We start from the raw sequence: 24,044 nt of genomic DNA on the forward strand, positions 1-24,044 counted from the left end.
ATTGATCTTCCCCCGAAATTTCGGACACACAGTTAAGCTACTTTTGACTGCTCGAACGCAAGGGGCGAGCGGTATTGAAGTGTATAGTTTTTGTATAGTAGAGATGTACAGTGACAGTATTCACCTGACAGTGCCGCCCCCTGGCGGGGTTACTGTTTAAGTGCTTTTTTGTTTTCCTTCACCTCCTCTTTTTTGGGTTTGGGCAGGCCGTCGATGAAGGCCTTGTAAGGGACCCTGCCGTTCATGTTCCGGCCCTGATGAGTACGCTCGTTGTTGTAGTACTTGAGGTACTTGTCGAGATCGGCCTGCATCTCATCGACCGTATTGTACTACTTCTTCCTGCCCTGTATGCGGAAGTGCTCGTAAGCTTCCCCTAAAAGTAGACATGTAATAAGTAGAGCTTTCTGGCAAAATAAGGAGCCAGGAGGTTCGTATGAAGAAGTCTCGCTTTACCGAGTCTCAGATCGTTGCCGTGCTCAAGGAGGCGGAGTCCGGCGTTCCCGTCCAGGAGGTCTGCCGCAAGCACGGCATCTCGGACGCCACGTACTACAACTGGAAGTCGAAGTACGGCGGCATGGAAGCATCCGATTTAAGACGCATGAAGGAGATGGAGCAGGAACTCCATCAGCTCAAGCGCATGTATGCCGACATGGCCCTTGAGAACCGCGCCTTGAAGGATCTGATCGAAAAAAAACTTTAAGGCCGCCTGAGAAACGTGAAGCTGTTACGTATCTGATTGCCGAGCACAGTTTATCGGTGCACAGTGGTTGCCGTTGCATCGGCCTGTCTCGGGCGGCCTATTACCGGACACCGGTTATCGCGTCTGAGCGCGACGCCGAGGTCATCACGGTTTTAAACGCCCTGATAGAGCGGCATCCGCGCTGGGGTTTCTGGAAGTGTCGCAAAGCCCTAAGGCGCAAGGGCCATCCATGGAACCACAAGCGGGTATATCGCGTCTACTGCGCTCTCAGGCTGAACCAGAAGCGCAGAGCCAGGAGAAGGTTGCCAGAACGCGTCAAGCAACCCTTGCTTGTGCCGCAACAGCCGAATCAGGTCTGGTCAGCGGATTTCATGTGTGATACGCTTTATTCGGGCAACCGGTTCCGTACTTTTAACGTAATCGACGACTTCAACCGGGAATGCCTTGCCGTCGAGATAGACACATCGATTACCGGTAAGAGGCTCATCCGGGTATTTGAGCGGCTTAAATCCGAACGTGGCCTGCCGGAGACTTTGCGGGTCGACAACGGCCCCGAGTTCCTAAGCGGCGACTTCGTGGCATGGGCAGAGCAGGTCGGGATGACGATACGGTACATACAGCCGGGCCAGCCCAACCAGAACGCCTATGTCGAAAGGTTCAACCGCACGTACCGTGAAGAGTTCCTTAGCCTGTACTTGTTTCGTAACCTCAGCGAGGTGCGCGAAGGCACCCATGACTGGAGGATCGGTTACAATGAGCGCCGTCCTCATGACGCCTTGGGAGATCTGACGCCGTGTGAGTATCGCCAAAACAACGCCGGAAACTCTACTTTAAAACTGTCTACCTAATAGGGAAGCTTACGATCCAAGCTGTTTATCTCCTCTAGTAATAGCGCCTTTCCCTGCCGATGAGCCGCTACAACAAGCCCGTACTTGTCCACATCCGCGCCTGTGAATGCGCCTTTCATATGTCCGAACAATTCGCTTGTAAGCAGGGAGGGTGGAAGGTTAGCGCAATTTATCCTTTCAAGTTCTTTCTTGTAGCGTTCCTGATAGACCTGTGTGAAATAGCTCTTGCCGCTTCCCCTCGGCCCTTTTATAAGTATATGGTCCCTTGGACCTGCTATCTTCAGCAATTTCTTAAAGCGGTCTGTTTCGCGCTTTAGCCCTGGAAGCGGAAAAAAAGTCTGGGAGGTGTCTCTCGTCTGCATCGTCTCAAGCTCCTTTTGTTTGAAAACCCAGCCAAGGCGCCAAGGTCGCGGTTTTTCTGTTTGTCAACCTATGCCGGGAAACTGTCTATCCCTCAAGCGGCCTTCAGCTGTTTGGCCTTTATTTTCTTCCGCTTTACCTCCCAAAGGTCAAACTGCATCTGCTGTGTGAGCCAGCTTTCCGATGCGGTGCCGAAGGTTATGGATAGTCTCACGGCCATTTCAGGGCTTATACCGGCGCGCCCGTTCACTATCTCGGAAAGGGTCTTACGGCTTACGCACAGGGCCTTCGCCGTCCCGGTTATGGAAAGCCCCAGGGGGTCAATGCAGAGCTTCTTTACAACCTCTCCGGGGTGAGGGAGATTGTGCATCATGGTCTTGTCTCCTTTCTAATGGTAGTCCAGATAATCTACTTCTAAGGCGTCCTTGCCTTCAAACCTGCATATAACTCTCCATTACCGTCCAGGTATGGGCCTCAATCTCTTTTATCTCCTTCTTCGTGAGCCTTTTTTCGTGGCCTATCTCTCCATCCTTATGACTTTAGCCCTCTCCGGCTTATCGAGCCCCACTATCGACCTGAGCCGTCGCTCCCATGCTTCAAGGGCCGACCGCTTTTCCTTGTCATAGCCATGCTGATTGTAGACTGCCGCCATCCCCTGTAAACTGTGCCCGATTACCTTCTCGGCCACTATGTCATCAATACCAAGCTCGGCAAGCCGTGTTCTCAAAGTTCTCCGGAGGTCGTGCGGGGTGAAGGCTTCTTTCAAGCCCATAGTTTCCAAATGCCGGACAACGGCGCGGGATAGGGCCGCCCTGGAGACTGGCGATTTCTCTTTGTATGAGCTTCTGAAAACATAAGGGCAGTCGCTTGACAAAACTCTGGCAGCCTCTATCGTCTCAAGGGCCATGGGGCAGAGCGGGACTTTGTGGGACTTGGGTTCTTTCTTCTTCCCTGTCTTCAACCGATCCGGTGGTATCGTCCAAACATCGCCCTCTATCTCATCCCATGCCATACCCGCAACCTCTCCCGGCCTCTGTCCGGTGAGTAAAATCATCCTCAAGGCCAATTTCGTTACTCGATATATATCTACCTTCTTATTGTTTACGTCCAGAACAGCCCATACCAGTTTGATTTCATCATCCGTTAGTACCCGGCTTCTGGATTCCTCTGAGGGCTTCCGTATGCCATTACAGGGACTATGCTCGATAACGCCGCGCTCGGCAGCGAAATTAAATAATCTACTGAGTACGCCGTGGACGTGGTTCCTGGTAGACATGGACCGCTGTTTAATTTCGTCCAAGAGGATGACGATATGACGGCGCTTAATATCCTTCACCTTGAGCCGCCCCCATACAGGGATAACGTCTTTCAGTATGAGCCGCCGCCTATCCGCGCCGGATTTCTGTTTGCTCAATTCCTCATTCCAAAATTCATCAAGCATTTCCTCGAAGGTAGGAGCGGCCTGTCTTGCGGCCTTTTCTATCTTCAGTTCCGAAGCGGGGTCAATTCCTTTTTTGACTTTCACCCTGGCTTCGCTTGCTTTTGACTGAGCTTCCGTAAGGCTCATTAAGGGATACTCTCCCAGGACCATCATGGGGCGCTTGCCGCCGAAGCTATACAAAAATACCCATGTCTTTTTCCGCTCTCCTATTCGTACACCCAGGCCGCCCCTATCCCATTCTATCCGGCGTTCCCCGTCTACGGCTTTGAGGCGTTTTAGCTTCAGGTCGGTGAGCATTTTATCCCCCCTTTTTGAGCGTTACTCCGACCACTTGCATTTCTCAAGGTAGGTAGTGGTCGGAAACTGGTCTACAACTGGTATACACTTTAACACGAATAACAGCGTGTCCGGCTGAATAGCTCTGAATAGAATAATAGGCTTAACTAGGTGTTATGTCAAGGGTTTTATGGGGTGTGGTGAGGGAAGTTGAAAAGGCGTGAAAGTGCTAAACATTATTATGGGGTGCTAGTGGTCGGAGGTTCGAATCCTCTCGCCCCGACCAGTTAAATCAAGGGGTTACGGAGTTTCCGTAACCCCTTTTTTCTTGGAAAAGACAGCTGTTATCCACGTTACATAACCGGACTGGCTGGAGTGAGTGATTAGGCTCCAGCCACATGAATTCAGACCCTCCTGAGAAATAGCATGAAATTTCATAAGAATAGATGTATTGTAATATGTCTTTTTTTAACTGTAAGTTGTCTTTTAATAATGGGCAATACTGTTTTTGCGCAAGATGATAATGTTTTCATGAGCAGGGATTTGAACGGAGTCGAGAAGACAGAGAGTTTTTTTTTGCAGGGAAAAGGTTTATATACATGCTGATTTCAAAAATCTGAAAGAGCGGGAATATACGGTGTCCGTAGTCTGGATAAATACTATAGGTCAGCAGCAGGATTCTGCGACTCATGCATTCAAAGGTGAAAAGCACACTCGTGTCTGGTTCTGGCTTGAGCTTACTCCAGGCTTCGGTGGGAAATTGATGAAAGGCATGGACCCTTCCTTTGGGATGAAAGGCTTTGAAGGCATATGGAAGGTATGATATATCTTGATGAAAAAACAGTTGAAGAAAAATATTTTTTTGTAAGTTGTTGACGCCAACAGTAAAAGACAATTCTTAGTTTGTGAGATTGTTATAGACGCGATGAGATGGTAGGTGCTCCGTGGATATTTCGGTTCAAGCAAAAAAGAATATTTCTTGCAGTTTTTTGCACTTGGTAAAATTCATAGGGCTGATTGCGGTAGTTGTCCTATTTACCGGATGCTCTTCCGCCTTGCTGGCTCATGACGCAGACAAGCTGGCATCCTCAGGCGAGTGGGACGAGGCCGCCCTCATGTATCGCGGTCTGTACCAGAAAGACCCGTCCAATCTCGCCTATAAGATCAAGTACAACAGGGCAAAGTTCGAGGCTGCGCAGATACATCATAAAAGGGGTGAGGAGCACCTTGAGAAGGGCAATCATGATGCCGCTTTACTTGAGTTCCAGGCCGCGCTTCTCCTGGAGCCGTTGCTTGATAAGGCCCGCGCGTCGATGAACAAGGCCAAGCGCCTCATGGACTCCCTCTATTATAACGGCAAGGGGATCGAGGCGCTCACCAATGGCAAAGAACGCGAGGCAAAGGCAGCGTTCAGGAAGTCCCTTTCTCTAAACCCTGAAAACCAGGCAGCCTTAATAGAAATTGAAAAGCTAAACAGCCAGCAGAAGCTCGTAATGGACGGTTTTGACCTGGACTTGAAGTCAACCGCGCCTATTACGCTTGAGTTCAGGGACGCCGGGGTAAAGAAGGCTTTTGAAGTGATATCGAAGCTCTCCGGCATGAATTTCATGTTCGACCCGGATGTGAGGGATGACCGGATTACGGTCTTTTTAAAAGACGCCACATTCCAGCAGGCGCTCGATCTCCTCCTTGTTACAGGCAAGTTCGGTAAAAAGGTCGCAAACGAGAATACCATTATAATCTACCCCGCGACCCCTCAGAAGATTGCTCAATATGAGGAGTTGATGATCAAGGTATTCTACCTCTCAAACAGCGACGCAAAGAAGACCGTGAACCTATTGAGGACAATGATCAGGGCCAGGGATATGGTCGTCCATGAAGAGCTCAACGCCATAATGGTAAGGGCAAGGCCTGATGTAATAGAGCTGGCCCAGAAGGTGCTAAATTCAATCGACTTGGCCGATTCAGAGGTCATGCTGGAAGTGAGTATAATCGAGATAAACAGGACAAAGGCGTCCAAGCTCGGCATAGACCTCTCGCCTGATACAATAACCGCCAGCGTCCCGACTACAGGCGGCACGATCAGCCTCGGAGACCTCCGCACCCTTTCCAGCGGGGAACTGCTTATAAGCCTGCCGAGCGCAATTCTGAACATAAAAAAAGAGGACCTTGATGCAAACTTGTTAGCCAACCCCCGTATTAGGGTCAAGAACAACGGCAAGGCAAAGATACACATAGGCGACCGTGTGCCTATCATAACCACCACAGTGAACCAGGGCGTTTCAACCGAGAACATCCAATATCAGGATGTAGGTCTCAAGCTTTCCGTAGAGCCTACGGTAAGGCAGAACGATGAGATAGACATAAAGCTCGCCCTTGAGGTAAGCGCGCTCGGCACAAAGACGATTACTTCAACCGGCAGCGTTGCATACCAGATAGGAACGAGGAATACCGAGACTGTCTTGCGCCTCAAGGACGGCGAGACGCAGGTCTTCGGCGGGCTTATAAGTGACGAAGAGAGAAAGACCACAGCAAGGATACCGATCATTGGAGAAGTGCCTTTACTTGGACGTTTTTTCTCCAACGTGGACGATAGCGCTATCAAGACCGAGGTGCTGCTTTCCATTACGCCGCATGTCATAAGGCAGATGGAGATCCCTGAAGAAGCGGTAAAGGGCTTCATGTCCGGAAGGGACGAGTTCCCGTCCGCAAGGCCTGTCCTTGAGGGTTATTCAGGCGAACAGACCGCGCTGCCAGGCCAGCCATATCAGCCAAGCCCGATGCAGATGCCTGAACAGTTTGCCCCGCCTCAGCCTCTTATGCCTCCTCCTCAACCATAAGGCCGTTTTATGGCACGGAATGGGTTCACCTATATCGAGCTTGTAATAACGGTCGCCATAATAGCCATTCTCGCGGCAGTCATAATGCCTTTATCTCAGATCTCTTCAAAACGGGTAAAAGAGGCTGAATTAAGGCAGAGCCTCCGCATGATAAGGACAGCAATAGACGATTACAAGCGGGCCTGGGACGAAGGGAAGATTAAGAAGAGCGTTGGCGAGTCTGGTTATCCGCCGGACTTGAATATACTTGTCGAAGGGATCGATGATGCCTCTTCAGCGCAATCGGGGCGGAAGATATTTCTACTCAGGCGTATTCCACGCGACCCTATTAGCAAGGTCAAGGACACCGCGCCTGAGGAGACGTGGGGCTTGAGAAGCTACCAGAGCCCGCCTGATGACCCGCAGGAAGGCGACGATGTATTTGATATATATTCAAAGAGCGAGGAGCAGGCGCTTGACGGCACATATTACAAAGACTGGTAAAGGCGGCTTCACTCTCATAGAAATGCTGATAGTGATGACGCTTATTGGCATACTTGCTGGAATTGCCGTGCCGCTCTATCAGAACTCAGTGACAAAATCCAGAGAGGCGGTGCTGAAGGAAGATATATACCAGCTCAGGGAGGCCATAGACAAGCACTACGCGGATAATGGAGCTTACCCTGAAAGCCTCCGCGAACTCTCGAATAAAAAATATATCCGCTCAGTGCCAGTTGACCCGTTTACCAATTCGGACGAGACCTGGATAGAGATACCTGTTGAAGGAGACCCCGGAGTATACGACGTAAAAAGCGGAAGCCGCCTTGTTGGCACCAATGGAGTCGCCTACAGTGAATGGTAAGGAGGGTTTCACATACCTTTCTGTTCTGTTCATGATAACAGTCATGGGCTTGGCTGCTGGCGCTGCCGGAAAGTATTGGAGCGTTGAGGCGCAGCGGGATAAGGAAGATGAGCTAATCTTCAGGGGCCGGGAGATAAGGGCGGCGATAGGGAGGTATTACTTCGAGAGCCCGGGAGCGAATTCATACCCCAGGAGTCTTGAGGACCTTGTTAAGGACCCGAGATACCCGGTGGCAAAGCGTTATTTGAGGAGGGTTTATCCCGACCCTATGACAGGCGAAGCGAGCTGGGAGATCATAAAGGCGCCTGACGGGGGTATTATGGGTTTAAGGAGCGCAAGCGAAGCTGAACCCATAAAGAAAAAAGGGTTTCCGTTCGAGCTCAAAGGCTTCGAGGATAGACACTCTTATGGTGAATGGCTTTTCGTCTTTGTGCCGCAGGAAGTCATAAAGAAGAACTGAGTTTCGGAGAATATCAAGGGAAATGGCCAGATATAAGGTAAGGACAGGAACTCTGGACGGGAAAGTCTTTCTTAAGGAGGTCGAGGCCTCGACCCTTGAGGAGGCCAGGAGCAGGATCGAGGAAGAGGGGCTCGTCCCTTTAGATGTGCGTTCAGGAGGTCTTTCCTGGCTTAGCATAAGAAGACGGATTTCCAATAGCGAGTTCCTTGTATTCAACCATGGCTTTCTCACCCTCCTCAAGGCAGGGCTTCAGCTTGTTGAGGTCCTGGAGACATTGATGAAGAGTGCCGGCAACCAGGTTCTTTCAGCAGTCCTTGAAAGGGTCCTCAAGGACCTCAGGTCAGGAAAACCGCTTTCAGAAGCGCTAAGAGCGCATCCGGTTGTCTTTACGTCTCTTTATGTTTCGACCATAGCCGCGGGGGAAAGGACAGGGGACCTGGTACCCTCAGTAAAGGGGTTTATAGAGTTCCAGAAGAGGATGGAGGCTGTCAAGAAGAAGGTCATATCCGCAGCTTCGTATCCGCTGATACTCGCCGGGGCGAGTTTTCTGGTAGTAGCGTTCCTCATAACTTATGTGGTGCCATCGTTCGCGGGCGCATACATGAACTCAAGCGCTGAGCTCCCTCTTGGCACGCGAGCCCTTATGGCCCTATCCAATTTCATGAAGGGTAATATTTTATTTTTTCCGCCGGCCATGGTCATCCTGTTTTTTTTGTTTTTCTATTATTTCAGAACCAGTTCAGGCAGGGCCCTTTTAGACAGGCTCAAATTACGAGCCCCGGGAATAGGGGATATTTACAAGGGGTATTCTGTCTCCAAGTTCACCCGTACCCTTGGGATGCTCTTAAGGTCGGGGATAACGCTCCCGGAGGCAATGGCTATGTCAAAGGGCGTACTCGACAACTCCGTTCTTGAAAAAAAGCTAGAATCCGCTGTCAGGAAGGTCAAGGAGGGCGGCTCGGCTTCTGAGGCGATGGCAGGGACGGGATTCATGCCTGAGATAACTCTACGGATGTTCACGGCCGGCGAGAGGTCCGCAAGCCTCCAGGCCATGTGCGAGGAGATAGCGGAGTTCCACGACCAGGAGGTCGAGCACAGGGTTGAGGTATTTACCAAGCTCATCGAGCCTGCCCTTATGATCATCATGGGTCTTATAATAGGCGCGATAGTCGTCCTCATGTACATGCCCATATTCCAGCTTGGAGCGAGGATCTGATATTGAAGAGGATAGGGGAGATACTCGTACTTAAGTGTAGCATCTCTGACCAGGACATAGAGAGAGCGCTTCAGTACTCAAAAGAGCATGGTGTGCGCTTCGGAGACGCCTGTCGCAAGCTCGGGTTGATAGGCGAAAACGAGCTGGTTGCTGCCCTGGCCGAGCAATACGGGCTTGAGTTCATGGACATCGACGGCGCTGAAATCGACAATGACGTTCTGGAGAAGATACCGTCCGATATGCTCCATAAGGCAAGACTCATCCCGGTAAGGAAGGGAGACGCTTCGGTTCTGGCCGTGTCAGATCCTACCGACCTTGTGACACTGGACAGGATAGAGCGGAGGATCAGGGAAGGGGGCGGCAAGCCCGGGATCATAGTGATTGCCGCCCCAAGCCGAGTCGACAAGCTCATCAAGGGCCTGGGTTCGAAAAAGATGCTAAGCGAGGCGGTGGGCACCACAGGTCAGAATCTCAAGGATACTGACTTGAATGAAGATGAGGTTCTGAGTCTTGAGAGGGTATCTGATGCGAGCCCAGCCGTAAAGCTCGTTGACACAGTCCTGTATGACGCCATACAGAAGAGGGCCAGTGACATACATCTTGAGACCGGCCAGGAGGGGTTGGTTGTTAAGTACAGGATAGACGGCGTACTCCACAGGGTCATGGACCCGATTGAAAAGTCTCTTAGCCCGAGCGTCATCTCGAGGCTCAAAATAATGGCCTCTCTCGATATCTCCGAGAGGAGGATACCCCAGGACGGCAAGTTCAAGGTGAGGCTTCGGGGAAAGGCCATTGACTTCAGGCTGTCCATAATGCCGAGCGTATATGGAGAGGACGCGGTAATAAGGATACTCGATAAGGAGCATATAGGAGATGAGTTCGATGATCTTAAGCTAGACAGCCTGGGCTTCAACGAAATAGAGCTTGCCAGGATGAGGAAGATGATACGGGAGCCCTATGGCATGGTGCTCGTCACGGGCCCTACCGGAAGCGGCAAGACTACTACCCTTTACGCGGCACTCTCGGAGATAAACACGGGAGAGGACAAGATTATAACCATAGAGGACCCGGTCGAGTATGAGCTCCGCGGTGTAGTGCAGATACAGGTAAACGAGAAAAAGGGGCTTACCTTTGCAAGGGGGCTACGCTCAATCCTTAGGCACGACCCGGATAAGGTCCTTGTAGGCGAGATAAGGGATCCTGAGACAGCCCAGATTGCCATACAGGCGGCCCTTACCGGCCACCTGGTCTTTACCACTGTCCACGCGAATAATGTCTTCGACGTCATCGGCAGGTTCATACACATGGGCATAGAGCCTTATAACTTCGTGTCGGCTCTGAATTGCATACTCGCCCAGAGGCTCATAAGGATGATATGCCCTAACTGCAGGAAGAAGGCGGAGGCTGGTCCCTCTGTACTCGCGGAATCGGGCATGGCTCCTGCCAAGTATGGCGAGTACACCCTATACGAAGGTACAGGGTGCCCTGAATGCCACAATACCGGGTACAAGGGCAGGAAGGCCATAGTCGAGGTTCTGGACCTTACGGATGAGATAAGGGACATGATAGCCGGCAAGGAGCCGGTCTCCCAGATAAGGAAAAAAGCAGTCGAGGGCGGCATGAAGACCTTGCGGCAATCGGCGATCGAGAAGGTCCTTTCCGGCGAGACCACCCTGCGAGAGATAAACAGGGTCACATTCGTGGAGTGAAAATGTTTCAGCTAAAAAGGGCGGGATTTTACATAGGTGGCGATTCCGTCGCCGGCGTTGAAGTGAAAGGGAAAAGTAAGCCGCAGATCCTTGGCACGTGGAGGACCCAGAGGGGATTGGACTTTAATCGCCCCGAGCTCTTGAAAGAAGGCCTGGAGAAAGCGCTTACAGCATCAGGGTTTCGGAGCCGGAGGATTTCTATCTCAATTCCCGACACGCTCGCAAGGACAGTAGTCATGGATTTTGAGGAACTGCCGTCATCAAAGAAGGAGGTCCTTGAGATAGTCCGTGCGAGGGCCAAAAGTGAGATGGATTCAGCTCCTGATGAGGATGTGCTTTCTTTTCAGGCCTTTGGGCAGGGTACTCGTAAAAAGGTGCTCTGCGTTGCCGCAAAACGAGATATCATCAAAGTGATTGAAGAAAATATCTGCCAAAAGGGGCATTCAATAGAAAGGGTCAGCACTCATTCCCTCAACATAATAAACCTGCTCTCGGCCGATGGCGATTCGGCAGTAGTGATCAGGTTCAGGGATTACATCACGGTCATAGTCTTCAACGGAGGAGCAATAGATTTTTACAGGTGCAAATCCGTCACGGATGACGCTGATGTGAAAAGAGAGACGGCGGCGTCCTTCGCCTTTTATTGCGGAAGGAACCAGGGCAAAAGCATATCAAAGATTTATCTTATAGATGAGTCCGGGCGACTTTCAGACCTGACACGAGATTCAGTCCCGGCGCCTATAGAATCGCCTGGCCCTGGCGCGTTCTCTATTACAACTGGATGGAATGGCAGGGGATTGGACCTCCTGGCCGCCGCAGGGGCATGCCTTTAATATGAACGTGCGCAGGATAGATATAAATCTGACTACAAGAAAAAGGAATGGCAGCATATCCTCGCCAGCGATTGCGGTATTTGCGTCGATTATAGCCTTTGTGCTTACCATTTCAAACCTGAATTCATACATCACAAACAGGGCCTATATCGAAGTGATCTTTGGACGGGTCAAATCTCTTGAAGAGAAGCTTCCCAGGGAAGTTGTCCTGAACAGTGAACAGGACATAAAGGTTTTCAAAAGGCAGGTCGATTACATCAACGGCTTCGTAGAAAAAAAAGTCTTCTCTTGGACAGGTCTTCTTTCAGAGCTTGAAGAGGTCCTGCCCAACAGCGTCTATTTATTGCAAATAAGCCCGGATTTCGAACAATCGAGTGTAACCATAAGCGGCTCTGCGAGAAATTTTGATGACATACTTAAGGCCATAGACAAAATGGAATCGGGTAGATTCAAAAAAGTAATACTCCTGAATCATTCTCAAAAAGGAAATGGGCCCTTGATATTCAATATCTCTGCACAGTACAGTCTTGAAAGCTGATGGCACACTCCCGTTCTGAAAATGGAAAAAGCCTCAGGCCTGCGCACGTTGCGATTGCAGTCGCAATAGTCGTTATCATCTCGAATTTTATCTTCAGCGGCACAGTCCTTAAGGGCCAGGAAATTAAAGCCGCCGAGCTCGAAATGAGGGCAGGGGAGCTTAGAGCCGCGGTCTCCGGCAAGGGTTCCGGCCTTTACGACGTTGCTCGCACTGAAAGTTTTATAAATGGCCTCCCTGAATCAAAGGACCTGACCCGTATCCTGGATGAGACTTTTCAATCTGCGAGGCAGCATGACCTCGTAGTCCATTCAGCTGACTACAGTCCTGAAAGCAGGGATGGCTCGTTCTCCAGATACTCTTTTGCTTTTCCGGTAGAAGGCAGCTATAAGGACATCAAAAAGTTTCTATATGATATCGAGACAAGCAGGCGCCCGATTGCCATAGACGAGGTCAACCTTGCAAGCGGAAAGGCTGGCGATAGCAGGATAGTCCTAAAGCTAAGGATGTCTGTCTATTACAGGTAAAAGATAATGGATAATAAGAAAGCTATTCTCATAATCATGTTGATCTGCTTCGGGGGAGTCGTCTTTTATAACCTCTCCGCATTGAGGCAATCAGAGCCGAAACCAGTTCAGAAAAGAGGAGGCGAACGCCTGCCCTCGCTCAAGCTCGGCCTTCTGGATATTGAGAGAGAATCATTCAAAGAAACTAAGAGGAATATATTCAGCCCTGCCGATATTCCGGTACGCAAGAAGGTTGCGGAATTGAAGCCGCCTGCTGTGGTGCCTCCCCCAGTACAGGTGCCTCCGCCGGCCTCTGAACTACAGGTCTTTGCCTCAGAGGTAAAGTTTATGGGATTTCTTGACAACCGGGCCAGCAAGACCGCGTTTATCTCGAAAGCTGGAGAGGTCTATACGATCAAGAGAGGCGATGCCATCAACGGAAGATTTGTCGTGGAAAATATTTCAAACGAGACGATACTGCTGCTGAATAATGAGACAGGAGAGAAGGCGGTTATACAGATACCGGTCAAATAAAGCACGCTGACAATGAACAGCCACTAAGACCGGCGAATAATTGAAATGTCTTTTTGCATTCTTGGCTGAATTAGTGTATTGAATGTAGGAGGGTCTGGTACTGGTTGTTTTTTGGTATTACAATTTTGCTTCCAATCCGGACCTGGAATTATAAAACAGGAGGTTCAGCTATGAGAAAGGCCGTTCTCAAGTATCTGGTCATCGTTCTGGCCCTTGTCTTCTCGTCTGAGTGTTTCGCCAGGGGCGCATCAAGCGATATCGGCATGATGGAGGCGAAGCTCTCCTATCCTGTCCAGGCAGGCTCAGACGCAAATGCCAGCATAGAGGTTTTTGACAAGGCCAACGCCCGTATCCTGTCGGCCATAGCCGTGCAGAACAGCCGTGCCAAGCAGCTCATGTCTGTGCAGGGCGTAGTAGGAATCGCGGTGGGAATAAACGATGAGGGGCAACCCGCCATTCAGGTCTATTCTAAAAAGCTCCTTGCTCCGGGTGCGATACCGGGCAGTCTCGACGGAATACCTGTCGTGATCAAAGTCAGCGGCGATTTTTCCGCGATGAGGGCGCCTGGTAAGATCAACCCGGCAGTCAGGTTCGCGAGGCCCGTGCCCATAGGGGTTTCCACCGGCAATGCCGGCGAGTGCTCATCCGGCACGATTGGCGCGCGGGTCATGGACGCGATAAACGTTTACGCACTGAGCAACAATCATGTATACGCAGACAGCAATTCAGCCCCCTTGGGGAGCCAGGTGCTCCAGCCGGGCCTCTATGATACCAGCTGCACTTACGACCAGGTGAACGTCATCGGCAACCTGGCCAACTTTGTGCCGATCAACTACGGAGGCGAGAACACCATCGACGCGGCATTGGCCGTGACGACCACCTCCATGCTAGGGAACTCTACCCCGCAGAACGGCTACGGGGTCCCCATGTCCGCGACCGCGCCCGCCGTGCTGGGGCAGTTTGTCCAGAAGTACGGGCGCACGACGGCCCTCACCAAGGGAATAATAAGCGGAATAAACGCCACTATCATCGTCAATTACGGAGCAGCCGGCAACGCTACTTTCGTGAATCAGATAATCGTACACTCAAACAGGGCATTCATTAAAGCTGGGGATTCAGGTTCGCTTCTCGTAAACGACCCGGTACCTAACCCCGTCGGCCTGCTCTTTGCCGGAAATAGTTCCGGGCAATACGGGATAGCCAATCCTATAGACGCGGTGCTTTCGAGCTTTGGCGTGACCATTGATGGCCGGTAAGGGCCCTTCCGGTCAGTGGGAAGGGGCAGCTATTAAAAGATGGCTACCCTTTCTTTATCTTCCGGTTATAGGCTTTTTTCTATTTGCAACCTCTTCGTGCTCCGGCCTCCGGGGCACGGTTCAGACCGGGGACAGCAGTATGCACACTGCCATGACAATAAACGATGCCCTTAAGAAACACGGCAAAAAACTGATGAGCGTGGAAGGCGTAGTCGGGGTAGCGGAAGGGATCTGCGGAAAAAGGCCCTGCATAAAGGTCTATGTGGCCAAAAAGGCCCCTGAGCAGGAAAAGATCCCAAGAGAGCTTGATGGCTACCCTGTCGAGGTCGAACTGACAGGAGAGTTCAGGGGTTTGAAATAAGTGAAGACGCCTGCTTGTTTTTGAACAAAAAATGTTTGTATATCCTGAGAGACAGCGGCCAGTTTTGTTAAATTGTTGCAAAATTGAGCCAAAAGCTACTGAAGTGACTTGTGTGTTTTTGAAGATATAATGCATTTTAGTGCTTTAATAAAAAAACATCCGTAAGCCCGATGGGTTTACGGATGTTTTTATTTGTAGCAGGATTCGAAGACGCCGAGCGCCGGGCAAGCGTGAGGAAGACACCCCCGGTTATGGCAAGGCGCGGCAAAGCAAATCTATATCGCTTTGCCGCTCAATGGGAAGGTGAAAATCTCAGGCGGCTTTTTTCCAGACCTGGTCTTTTAGCGCCTGTTCGATGTAGCTAAGGTGGAGCTGCTCGTCCCTGTAGTTCTTGTCCACAAGCGTCTTTATCCTGTCCGGAAAATCCATCGTTACGGCCTTTCCATAGCGCCTGTTGGTCGTCTCTTCGCCTGTTCTCAACGCCTTCAGCGCGCCTTCGGTCCCTGTGAAGCTCCGGACCTTTGTGAAGACATCAAGGATGTACCCCTTCAAGTCCCTTGAAAATTCCGGGGCCTTCTCTCCAAGCGACTGTATCGCCTCAGAGGTCCTTTATATGCTTTTCATGGTCTTCCCTGAAGCGCTCTATATTCCTTTTAACGTTGGCTATGTCGATGTGGCGGAAGGTCTCCGTATAAGCGAAATAAGCGTCTATGTCGAGCTTGCAAAGTGATTTTAATTCCCTTGCTATCTCCCTGTTCTCCATAGGTCCACCTCCTTAAGTTTTGACCGGCAGCACTTCGCAAATCGCTTATTATGAGCTTAGATCAATTTCCAAGTACGTTCAAGCGCCAAGTCTGCAGGCTACAAGGAAATAGTGTAGACTTAATTCATGCAAGGGATAACGATAACGGTCAATACGTATTCAGGATACGAAACAGAGGAGATGCCTGTTTCGTTTACCATAGGCGGAAAGACCCTTGATGTCGAGGAGGTGCTCGACAGATGGCAGGGCGAGGGCACGGAGTATTTCAAGCTCAGGGCTGACGATAAATGCACCTATATAATCAGGCTCGACAAGGAGACCGATGAATGGGAGCTGACCATGATGGAGAAGGGTTAAACACCATTTGGCAGGCTCCAGAAAAAAGCCGCTCCCGCCAGCTTTTTCAGCCCTGTTCGCGGTTTTTGTTCTTCGTCATCTTGATCAGTAATGCCTCGCCAAAGGGTTTTCCTGCAAACCTCTGCTATACTTAATAAAAAGACCCTGTCAGGGCCAGAAAAGGCTATCTGAAAGGAGGAACCTATGAGGCTACTGCCGCTTGAGAAGCTTGGAACAAGGGAATTGGAAGGCGGAGTTGTGCAGTTCGGTATCTTTCTGCCGTGGGTCTCGCCAGCTAACGGCCACAGGCTGTGGGTGAAGGTAATACACGAAAATGATCAGTTTCTGCAGGAGATACAGCCTCTCGTCTTCGAGATGAGGCATACGCCTGACCCTGATTACGGCGACTACTGGTCTGTCCAGGTCCCGATCAATACCGATTCGAGGCCGCATCAGAACTCGGCCTGGGGTACCGAGGGCCGGTACGTTTACAGGTACCTCCTTGAGAATCCTAATGCCGCTACCGAGCACGACCGCCACATAGACTGGATAATAGACCCGTTCGCAAGGGAGTTCGGGGTAGGCAAACTCTCGGCCTTTACCCTGGGGTACAGGCACCACCAGTGGAGCGATAACGAGTCCAGGTGGAAAACGCCGAAGCTTGACGACCTGGTCCTCTATGAGCTGATCATAAGCGAGTTCGGGGGCGACCTCGACAAGACGATAGCGCACCTGGATTATCTCCGCGACCTGGGGATAAACTGCCTCCAGCTCATGCCGGTATCCAACGTGGCCAACCAGGTCGACTGGGGCTATCTCCCCATAGGCTTCTTCGGGGTGGACGAGAGGTTCGGGAAGAGGAAGGACATGCAGAGGCTTATTGAAGAGGCGCACAATAAGGGGATGGCCGTCATAATGGACTCGGTCTACGGCCATACCAGCGAGCATTTCCCCTATTCGTACGTCTACAAGAGGCTCGGCTACCAGGAGAACCCCTTTATCGGGCATTTCGCCAAGGACTACTTCGGCGAGAGCACGGACTTCAGAAGAAGCTTCACCAGGGACTTCTTCTATACCGTCAACTGCCACTGGCTCGACTGCTACCATGTCGACGGCTTCCGCTACGACTGCGTCCCTGAGTGGTGGGACGGCCCGCTCGGCACAGGGTACGCCGCCCTTACTTACGAGACCTACAAGACGGTGCAGTCAAAGGGCGCTCATGGACACTGGCAGAGGTTCACGTCTAACGAAGGCGCGATCAACCTCATACAGTGCGCGGAACAGCTCGAAGGGCCAAGGGAGGTCGTCGAGAGGACCTACTCGAACTGCACCTGGCAGAACGAGACACTCGGCGCGGCAGAGGGGGTAGCAAGGGGGAGCGCAGAGGCGTTAAGGAGGCTCGGATTGCAGTTCGGGCTAATAGGTTATCCTGACGAGGTCGCGTATAACGGGGACAGGATAAAGAAGAGCGCGGTCCAGTACATAGAGAACCACGACCACGCCCGCTTCATCTGCAACTTCAAGACCTTCCTGAACGGCAACGAGCTTCTTGCCGAGGGAGACAGGAACCTGTGGTTCAAGCTCCAGCCATACCTTATCGGCCTTTTCACGGCAAAGGGTATACCGATGCTCTGGCAGGGGCAGGAGTTCGGAGAGAATTATAATGTGCCCGACCAGGGCTGGGGCAGGGTCGCGACATTCCGTCCCATGAGGTGGGAGTACTTCTATGACGACGTCGGCAAAAGCATTGTGGCGCTCGTAAGAAAGCTCGTAAGGCTACGCAGCCGTGGGGCCCAGTTCAGGGCAGGCGAGCATTTCTTCTATAACGACGACAGGTACATCTCAAACGGGGTGCTCCTCTTCTCAAGGAAGACTAACGGCACCTTCAGCCTCACCGCGCTAAACTTTAGCGATACCGAGCAGACCGTGCCCTTCACATTCCCCATAAGCGGCAATTATACGGAAGAACTGCATGGCAGGGAAGGGGCGGACATAAACCTGATGAACATACATGAGGGGGCAGAGATCCAGTTTCCGATCCCTCCGAACTACGGGAGGGTATGGACCATAGGGACGTAAACAGTCTGAATAATCGCTCAATCAAGCCGCGGCGCAAACCCGCGGCTTTTTTTGTGTCTTGTGCGTGAAGTTGCGCTGGTGTAAACTCGCTGCATGATAAAGGTGGCTCAAAATGTATGGCTCGATGAAAGCGAGCTTAACTGGGAGTTCATCCGCGCGAGCGGCCCCGGCGGCCAGCACGTGAACAAGGCCTCGACGGCCGTACAGCTCAGGTTCAACGCAGCCGCCTCCACTTTGCCGCAGTATGTGAAAGAAAGGCTCAAGACTATAGCTGGGCGGAGGATGACCATCGAGGGGGATGTGGTGATAATCGCCCGGGATTCCCGCAGCCAGGAGCGTAACAGGGCAGAGGCCCTTCAAAAGCTCGTAGAGCTTGTCGGGAAGGCTGCCCATGTGCCCAAGGGCAGGATCAAGACCAGGCCCACCGCCGGCTCCCGTGAAAGACGGCTTAAGGCCAAGACTGTGGTAAGCGTAAAAAAGAAGATGAGGAGAAGGGGAGGGGAGGAGTAAAGGCGTTCAGTCGAATATGTTCTTGAGGACGAACCAGACGTTCTCTTTTCGTTCCCCCAGTCTCCTTAATGTGTATTGCAGCCATTCCCTGCCATAGGGCACATAGACCCTCACGCTGTAGCCCTCCCTGGCAAGCCCCCTCTGAAGGCTTCTTTTTATTCCCAGCAGCATCTCGAAATCGAACGACCTCTTTGAGACGCCATTCTCATCGGCAAACTTTTTGGCCACGTCCAGGAGCCTTTCATCATGGGTGGCGATTGCCGGGCGGGTGGCAGTGAGCAACAACCCTTTCATTATCTCCTCGAAGCTGGTATATACCTCCCTTTTGTCCTTAAAGGCGATAGAGGCGGGTTCCTTGTACGCGCCTTTGACAATGCGGATGCTCCCCCCGGCAGCGGTTATTATCCTGGCGTCGTCGACGCTCCGTTTAAGGGCGCTCTGCAGGGCCACGCCGATGTTAGGATATTTTTTGCGGAGCTGGAGGAATATGTCGATAGTTGCCTGCGTGTACTTCGACCCTTCCATGTCAACGCGTACGAAATTCCCGTCCTCACGGGCTTTCTTCACGATGGTCTCAAGGTTCTCTATGGCAAGCTCAGGAGAAATGTCCAGGCCCATGTGCGTGAGCTTGAGTGATATCTGTGAGTCTGCTCCGGAGGCCTTTATATCTTTCAAAAGATCGAGGTACTCCGCAACCGACCAGGCTGCCTGAGCTGGCGTCCTTACGTTCTCACCGAGGTTGTCGATAGTGGCCTTTATGCCGATATCGTTTAGCGCGAGGGCTGTTCTTATCGCGTCCTGCCTTTCGGCTCCGGCGATATACCTTTTTGCCAGGACGAGGAGTATACCTTTCACTTAAGCCCCAGCTGATCGGTGAAATCGAGCACAAGGCCTTTAAGCCCCGGGGGGTCGATCTCGGCTATGTCGTAGCGCACCCTTACGGCAGGTTTCTTTATCCGGATTATCGCTGAAAGGTCGATGGGTGTCGCGATGAGGACGATGTCGCAGGGCGTACGTTCTATCGAATCCTCGAGTTCCTTTTTCTGCTCCTCCGAGTATCCCATCGCCGGGATGAGCTTTTCGAGCCCGGGGTATTTATCCAGGGTCTCCTTGATGGTGCCGACGGCATGGGGCCTTGGGTCGACCGTGTCGGCGCCGTACCGTCGGGCCGCAATTATCCCTGCGCCATAAGTCATGCCGCCGTGGGTGAGGGTCGGGCCGTCCTCTATGACAAGGGTTTTTTTTCCCTTTATCTCTTTCTCGACGGTTATCTCTGAGGATGTCTTTATGATCGCTGCCTGTGGGTTAAGCGCCTTCGTGTTATTGATGACCTGCTCTATCGAGGCGGCGGGGGCGTCCTTCGCCTTGTTTATGATCACCGCGCGGGCCCTCCTCATGTTCGTCTCGCCCGGATAATATAAGAGTTCATGTCCTGGCCTTAGAGGGTCGGCCACTACAAGCTCGAGGTCAGGCGTTATGAAGGGCAGGTCGTTGTTGCCTCCGTCCCAGATGATCAGCTCGCCTTCCTTTTCAGCCTCTTTTAAAACGGCCGCGTAATCGACCCCGGCGTAGACGACAAGCCCGGCAACCACAAGAGGCTCGTACTCTTCTATCTCTTCAAGCGTGCACCGCTCTTTCCTGAAGTCGGCTGTAGAGGCGAACCTCTGGAGGCGCTGTCTGGCAAGGTCGCCGTATGGCATGGGATGGCGGATGACCACCGGCTTTTTACCGGCTTCAAGGAGAGTTCGCCCTATATATCTCGTGACCCCGCTCTTTCCGCAGCCGGTCCTCACGGCTGAGACCGAGATGACGGGGCGCGACGATTTGAGCATCGTCTCTTCAGGCGACGGGAGCACAAACGACGCGCCAAGCGCCGTCGCGAGCGTCGCTCTGTGCATCACGTATTCATGGGATACGTCGCTGTAGGAGAAGACTACCTCGCTGGCCCGGTATTTTTTTATCAGCTCCGGGAGCTTTTCTTCCGGATAGATTGGTATGCCGTCCGGGTAGAGCGGGCCGGAAAGGGAAGGGGGGTACTTCCTGTCATGGATAAAAGGTATCTGGGCGGCGGTGAAGGCGACTACCTCGCTTGCCGGGTCGTCCCTGTAAAGGCAATTGAAGTTATGGAAGTCCCGTCCCGCGGCGCCCATTATTATGATACGTTTCCTCATAGGCCCCAATTTGAAAGCATGTATGCTTACAGCTAGCGGGCCTTGAAAGGCGGGAGCCCGTCAGTGCCGAGAAGCATATACTCGCCGCTTGAGTCGATCACCCGGAGGTTATAGTCCTTCAAGTCCTCGTATGCCGACGCCTTCGTTATGACGATGGTCGTCGTCCTCTTCGAGTACTCATTTATGCTGCAATCATCGGACTTATCGGCCTTTACTATCTTACGCCTTGAATAGAACGATATCGACGGCTTGTTTATCTCATAGGTGGCAAGGACCCCGTCGGGAGGCAGGGCCGCTCTGGCGTACCTGGAATAGTCGTAGAGTGTTTTCTGCAGATAGATATTCGCAGGAGGCAGCGCGTAGAGCCTCAGGAAGACGATGATGAGGACCATCACGCCTGTGATGCACAGAAAAGATGGGAGAGTTTTCCTGAAGGAAAATGTGGTAAGAAGCGCAACCGCAGCGAACGCCGCCCCGAGCGTGTAGAAGAACCTTGGCGGCAGGTAGACGTCCATCTTGAGGCTCAGCGACGGCAGGATGAAGAGCGCGGAGGCAAAGACGAAGGCTATTGCCGCGAGCAGATAGGCCGGCGCGCGCCCCGCGCGCTTCTCAGCCATATCAGAGATGACCAGCCCGGCAAGGATGGCCGCGGGTGGAAAGAGAGGGAAGATATAGTTCGGGAGCTTTGTCCGTGAGACCGAAAAGAATACGAGCACGAAGATGAACCATATCGCTCCGAGCAGGTAGAGCGACGAGGCCGCGTCATGCCTCTGCTTAAAGCCCCTGTACACACCCGACGGGAGCATGGCCACCCACGGGAAAAAACCGAGCAGGAGTACGCCTATATAGTAATACAACGGCCCGCCATGGCTTGATATCACGCCAGAATACCTCTTTATGTGGTGCTTCACTATGAACGCGTTAAAGAAGTCCCAGCCGTTTATCATTAGCTGCGCTATGAACCAGGGGGCTCCTATAAGGATGAAAAGCCCGATGTATGAAGGCCTGAAAAGCTCCTTTGACCTATGAAGGTTTTTGGAGAGGGCGAGGTACAGAATGGCTATCACGGCCGGGAAGAGAAGGCCGACCGCGCCCTTTGTAAGGACGGCGAGGGCTGAAGCCGCCCAGAAGCCGAGGAACCATCTCTTTTTGCCATCTATGGTTCCCATGTAGAAGGAGAATATGGACGCGGTTATGAAAAAGGCGAGCGTCATGTCCGTTACCGCGGAATGCGAGTAGACGAAGAACTCGAGGTTTACAAAAAGGGCCAGGGTCGCGACGAGTGCGGTTGTAAGACCTGTAAGCCTTTTTACGAAAAGGAAAGTCATCCCTGAGAGGAGGACGCCGAAAAGGCTCGATGTGAAGCGCGCCGCGAACTCCGTTGTCCCGAAGAGCTTGAAGGCTGCGCTCATGAACCAGTATATCAGTATGGGCTTGTCATACCGCGGCTCGAAATTGTAAGTCGGCGTTATAAGGTTTCCGGTCTCGACCATCTCCCGTGCCGCGGCTGAAAAGACAGCCTCGTCGACGTCAAAGAGGAGGAAGCCGCCTGTCTTGAAAAAGGACAAAAAGACGATGAGGAGGCCGAGCCCTGCCGTTATCCATTTCTCCCGCAACCCCGTCTTCGCGAGTATCAGGTAGCCTGCCCCGAGGCCGAGCAAGGCCCCGGCGAGCACGTCAGTCGGATAATGGGAGCCAAGGCCCACGCGCGCTATCGCCACGAGTACAGCCGCCGCGTAGAAGAAGACGGCGAACCTTGGGAACTTTTTAGCGAGCACGTATGCGAGCGCAAAGCTCGCCGCTGAGTGGCCTGAAGGGAAGGAATTGAACCTGCCAGAGTAGTCGAAGACGGAGGTGTTCTGAAGTAGATAACCCATCGCGTCAGCGCCATGGGCTATCCTGGGGCGCTCAAATGCCGCCTTTATGAGGTGCACGGCGGCGCTGGCAAGGAGTATGGCCAGGACACCTTCGCGCCCTGTCTCCTTCAATGCCGTCTTCTTTTTGAAATATCCTGAAAGGTAGATGAGCGCTGAGACGCCAAAGAGGACCGCCCCGTCTCCGACGAGGCTGAAGAACCCGGAGAAGGCCTTAAGCGCCGCATTCTCGGGGATATTCCCCGCGAGGATGTGGTCCAGCCAGATGAAGATAAGCGCGAGCAAGGCGATAGTCATGATTATCGGGACGGGCTTACGGAGGTTCAAGCAACTGCCTCCTCGAATATCGAAAGGGCCCTGTCTATCTCCGGGCCGGTGACGGTCAAAGGAGGCATCAGGCGCGCTATGTTCTTGTCTGCCCCGCACTCGATTATGATGAGGCCGGCGTCAAGGCACCGTTTCATCACGCCATCGAGCCGTTCCCTGTCAGGGCCGCCGTCAGCCTTTATGAACTCGACCCCTATCATGAGTCCAAGCCCCCTTACGTCGCCTATGCCCTTTCGCCTGTTCTTGATATCCAGAAGTCTTGAAAGCAAGTGATCCCCCATCCTTGAGGCGTTCTCCAGGAGCCTCTCCTTTTCTATCTTGTCAATGGTCGCCACCGCCGCCGCGCACGATACCGGGTTTCCGCCGAAGGTGGTTCCGTGCGCCCCCGGAGGCCACTTCGACATGATATCGGCCGATGCCCCGAAGGCGCTCAAGGGGAAGCCGGAGGCTATGCCCTTTGCCATGACTATTATGTCCGGCTCAAGATCGAAGTGCTCTGAGGCGAACCATCTGCCGGTCCTGCCGAAGCCGCTTTGCACCTCGTCGGCGATGAGGAGTATGCCGTGCCTCGAGCAAAGCTCCCTTACCTTCCGCATGAAATCGGCTGGTGGCACGATATACCCGCCTTCGCCGAGGAGGGGCTCGATGACCATGCAGGCAACCTCTTCAGGCGTTATCTGGTATTTTAATATCTTTTCGAGGTATTCGAAGCATTCTGTCGCGCAGCTTCCGCGCTCCATGCCCATGTGGCAGCGGAAGCAGTACGGGTACGGCGCGTGGTAGCATGACGGCATGAGGGGGTGGTAGCCGCGCCTGTACCTTGCCGCCGATGTCGTAATGCTCAATGCCCCCATTGTCCTGCCGTGAAAGCCGCCCAGGAAGCCTATGACCCCCTGCCGTCCGGTAGCGTACCTGGCGAGCTTCACAGCCCCTTCGACGGCCTCCGCCCCGCTATTGGAGAAGAAGAACATATCTATGTTGCCGGGGGTAACGCTCGCGAGCCTTTCGGCAAGCTCTATCTCGGATGAGTACCTGAAGATGCAGCCGGAGTGGATGAGCGAGTCCATCTGGCGTTTTGCCGCCTCTATGACCTCAGGCGGGCAATGGCCGATGTTGGCCGTGGCGAGCCCTGAGGAGAAGTCCATGTACCTTTTCCCGTCCATGGACTCAACGTAGAGCCCCTCGGCCTTCTTGACTTCGATGTCAGTGTGGAATACGAGGGCAGGAGTAAGATGCCTGGCCCCGCGTCCTTTGAGGTCATTTTCCAT

General features: G+C 52.6%; 25 protein-coding genes and 1 pseudogene. 18 read left to right on the plus strand and 8 right to left on the minus strand.

What is annotated here, in order from left to right; all coding sequences use genetic code 11:
• The first annotated feature begins 433 nt into the window (after positions 1-433).
• Both A2V21_300005 and A2V21_300010 read left to right on the plus strand, forming a co-directional pair.
• Positions 434-700, plus strand: a complete 267-nt coding sequence (locus A2V21_300005) for a transposase (GenBank protein OIJ72777.1) — start codon at positions 434-436, stop codon at positions 698-700.
• A gap of 83 nt (positions 701-783) precedes the next feature.
• Complete coding sequence (locus tag A2V21_300010; protein ID OIJ74980.1) at positions 784-1,548, plus strand: transposase; 765 nt, start codon at positions 784-786, stop codon at positions 1,546-1,548.
• Here the strand turns inward: A2V21_300010 and A2V21_300015 are convergent.
• The 3 genes from A2V21_300015 to A2V21_300025 all read right to left on the minus strand — a co-directional run bounded on the left by A2V21_300015 (position 1,545) and on the right by A2V21_300025 (position 3,646).
• Positions 1,545-1,910 (minus strand): hypothetical protein, encoded by a 366-nt coding sequence (locus A2V21_300015; protein OIJ72778.1) that lies wholly within the window; start codon positions 1,908-1,910, stop codon positions 1,545-1,547. The genes A2V21_300010 and A2V21_300015 overlap by 4 nt on opposite strands.
• A gap of 92 nt (positions 1,911-2,002) precedes the next feature.
• The gene (locus A2V21_300020; GenBank protein ID OIJ72779.1) at positions 2,003-2,281 is read right to left on the minus strand and encodes an addiction module antidote protein, HigA family; all 279 of its coding nucleotides are present in this window, start codon (positions 2,279-2,281) and stop codon (positions 2,003-2,005) included.
• 144 nt (positions 2,282-2,425) lie between these two features.
• Positions 2,426-3,646 carry a hypothetical protein gene (locus tag A2V21_300025; GenBank protein ID OIJ72780.1) on the minus strand — a complete coding sequence of 407 codons (1,221 nt, stop codon included), beginning with the start codon at positions 3,644-3,646 and terminating at the stop codon, positions 2,426-2,428.
• A gap of 616 nt (positions 3,647-4,262) precedes the next feature.
• On the opposite strand from A2V21_300025, the gene A2V21_300030 reads away from it, so the two are divergent.
• The 13 genes from A2V21_300030 to A2V21_300090 all read left to right on the plus strand — a co-directional run bounded on the left by A2V21_300030 (position 4,263) and on the right by A2V21_300090 (position 14,716).
• Positions 4,263-4,448 carry a hypothetical protein gene (locus A2V21_300030; protein OIJ72781.1) on the plus strand — a complete coding sequence of 62 codons (186 nt, stop codon included), beginning with the start codon at positions 4,263-4,265 and terminating at the stop codon, positions 4,446-4,448.
• Between the two features lie 172 nt (positions 4,449-4,620).
• Entirely contained in the window at positions 4,621-6,465 is a 1,845-nt protein-coding gene (locus A2V21_300035; GenBank protein OIJ72782.1) for a hypothetical protein, read from the plus strand.
• A gap of 9 nt (positions 6,466-6,474) precedes the next feature.
• Positions 6,475-6,948, plus strand: a complete 474-nt coding sequence (locus tag A2V21_300040) for a general secretion pathway protein GspG (GenBank protein ID OIJ72783.1) — start codon at positions 6,475-6,477, stop codon at positions 6,946-6,948.
• Positions 6,881-7,306 (plus strand): general secretion pathway protein GspG, encoded by a 426-nt coding sequence (locus tag A2V21_300045; protein OIJ72784.1) that lies wholly within the window; start codon positions 6,881-6,883, stop codon positions 7,304-7,306. The genes A2V21_300040 and A2V21_300045 overlap by 68 nt, the downstream gene beginning before the upstream one ends.
• Positions 7,281-7,766 (plus strand): hypothetical protein, encoded by a 486-nt coding sequence (locus A2V21_300050; GenBank protein OIJ72785.1) that lies wholly within the window; start codon positions 7,281-7,283, stop codon positions 7,764-7,766. The genes A2V21_300045 and A2V21_300050 overlap by 26 nt, the downstream gene beginning before the upstream one ends.
• A 22-nt stretch (positions 7,767-7,788) precedes the next feature.
• Positions 7,789-8,982 carry a hypothetical protein gene (locus A2V21_300055; GenBank protein ID OIJ72786.1) on the plus strand — a complete coding sequence of 398 codons (1,194 nt, stop codon included), beginning with the start codon at positions 7,789-7,791 and terminating at the stop codon, positions 8,980-8,982.
• Positions 8,979-10,691 (plus strand): pilus assembly protein PilB, encoded by a 1,713-nt coding sequence (locus A2V21_300060; protein ID OIJ72787.1) that lies wholly within the window; start codon positions 8,979-8,981, stop codon positions 10,689-10,691. Before A2V21_300055 ends, A2V21_300060 begins: the two co-directional genes overlap by 4 nt.
• Before the next feature lie 2 nt (positions 10,692-10,693).
• The gene (locus tag A2V21_300065; protein OIJ72788.1) at positions 10,694-11,524 is read left to right on the plus strand and encodes a hypothetical protein; all 831 of its coding nucleotides are present in this window, start codon (positions 10,694-10,696) and stop codon (positions 11,522-11,524) included.
• A 1-nt stretch (position 11,525) separates the two neighbouring features.
• Entirely contained in the window at positions 11,526-12,062 is a 537-nt protein-coding gene (locus tag A2V21_300070; GenBank protein OIJ72789.1) for a hypothetical protein, read from the plus strand.
• Positions 12,062-12,586, plus strand: coding sequence for a hypothetical protein (locus tag A2V21_300075; protein ID OIJ72790.1), 525 nt, complete (start codon positions 12,062-12,064; stop codon positions 12,584-12,586). The genes A2V21_300070 and A2V21_300075 overlap by 1 nt, the downstream gene beginning before the upstream one ends.
• 6 nt (positions 12,587-12,592) lie before the next feature.
• Positions 12,593-13,099 (plus strand): hypothetical protein, encoded by a 507-nt coding sequence (locus A2V21_300080; GenBank protein OIJ72791.1) that lies wholly within the window; start codon positions 12,593-12,595, stop codon positions 13,097-13,099.
• A 170-nt stretch (positions 13,100-13,269) separates the two neighbouring features.
• On the plus strand, positions 13,270-14,355 hold the full coding sequence (locus A2V21_300085) for a hypothetical protein (GenBank protein ID OIJ72792.1): 1,086 nt from the start codon (positions 13,270-13,272) through the stop codon (positions 14,353-14,355).
• Positions 14,356-14,506: 151 nt separating this feature from the next.
• On the plus strand, positions 14,507-14,716 hold the full coding sequence (locus A2V21_300090; protein ID OIJ74981.1) for a hypothetical protein: 210 nt from the start codon (positions 14,507-14,509) through the stop codon (positions 14,714-14,716).
• Positions 14,717-15,028: 312 nt separating this feature from the next.
• On the opposite strand, the pseudogene A2V21_300095 reads toward A2V21_300090, so the two are convergent.
• A pseudogene (locus A2V21_300095) lies at positions 15,029-15,479 on the minus strand (hypothetical protein).
• A gap of 126 nt (positions 15,480-15,605) precedes the next feature.
• Here A2V21_300095 and A2V21_300100 point away from each other — a divergent pair.
• The 3 genes from A2V21_300100 to A2V21_300110 all read left to right on the plus strand — a co-directional run bounded on the left by A2V21_300100 (position 15,606) and on the right by A2V21_300110 (position 18,404).
• Entirely contained in the window at positions 15,606-15,836 is a 231-nt protein-coding gene (locus tag A2V21_300100; protein ID OIJ72793.1) for a hypothetical protein, read from the plus strand.
• A 183-nt stretch (positions 15,837-16,019) separates the two neighbouring features.
• Positions 16,020-17,894, plus strand: coding sequence for an alpha-amlyase (locus A2V21_300105; GenBank protein ID OIJ72794.1), 1,875 nt, complete (start codon positions 16,020-16,022; stop codon positions 17,892-17,894).
• Positions 17,895-17,987: 93 nt separating this feature from the next.
• Positions 17,988-18,404: a hypothetical protein gene (locus tag A2V21_300110; protein OIJ72795.1), complete on the plus strand. Its 417-nt coding sequence runs from the start codon at positions 17,988-17,990 to the stop codon at positions 18,402-18,404.
• Positions 18,405-18,410: 6 nt separating this feature from the next.
• Here the strand turns inward: A2V21_300110 and A2V21_300115 are convergent, their stop codons facing one another.
• Genes A2V21_300115 through A2V21_300130 form a run of 4 tightly spaced genes read right to left on the minus strand, consistent with a single transcriptional unit; the run spans position 18,411 to position 24,044 of the window.
• On the minus strand, positions 18,411-19,238 hold the full coding sequence (locus A2V21_300115; GenBank protein OIJ74982.1) for a hypothetical protein: 828 nt from the start codon (positions 19,236-19,238) through the stop codon (positions 18,411-18,413).
• 17 nt (positions 19,239-19,255) lie between these two features.
• On the minus strand, positions 19,256-20,575 hold the full coding sequence (locus tag A2V21_300120; GenBank protein ID OIJ72796.1) for a GTPase: 1,320 nt from the start codon (positions 20,573-20,575) through the stop codon (positions 19,256-19,258).
• A gap of 32 nt (positions 20,576-20,607) precedes the next feature.
• Positions 20,608-22,776 carry a hypothetical protein gene (locus A2V21_300125; GenBank protein OIJ72797.1) on the minus strand — a complete coding sequence of 723 codons (2,169 nt, stop codon included), beginning with the start codon at positions 22,774-22,776 and terminating at the stop codon, positions 20,608-20,610.
• Positions 22,773-24,044 (minus strand): 4-aminobutyrate aminotransferase, encoded by a 1,272-nt coding sequence (locus tag A2V21_300130; protein ID OIJ72798.1) that lies wholly within the window; start codon positions 24,042-24,044, stop codon positions 22,773-22,775. The genes A2V21_300125 and A2V21_300130 overlap by 4 nt, the downstream gene beginning before the upstream one ends.

The sequence above is a fragment of the Deltaproteobacteria bacterium GWC2_55_46 genome, assembly GCA_001595385.3.
Classification (GTDB): Bacteria; Desulfobacterota; GWC2-55-46; order GWC2-55-46; family GWC2-55-46; genus UBA5799.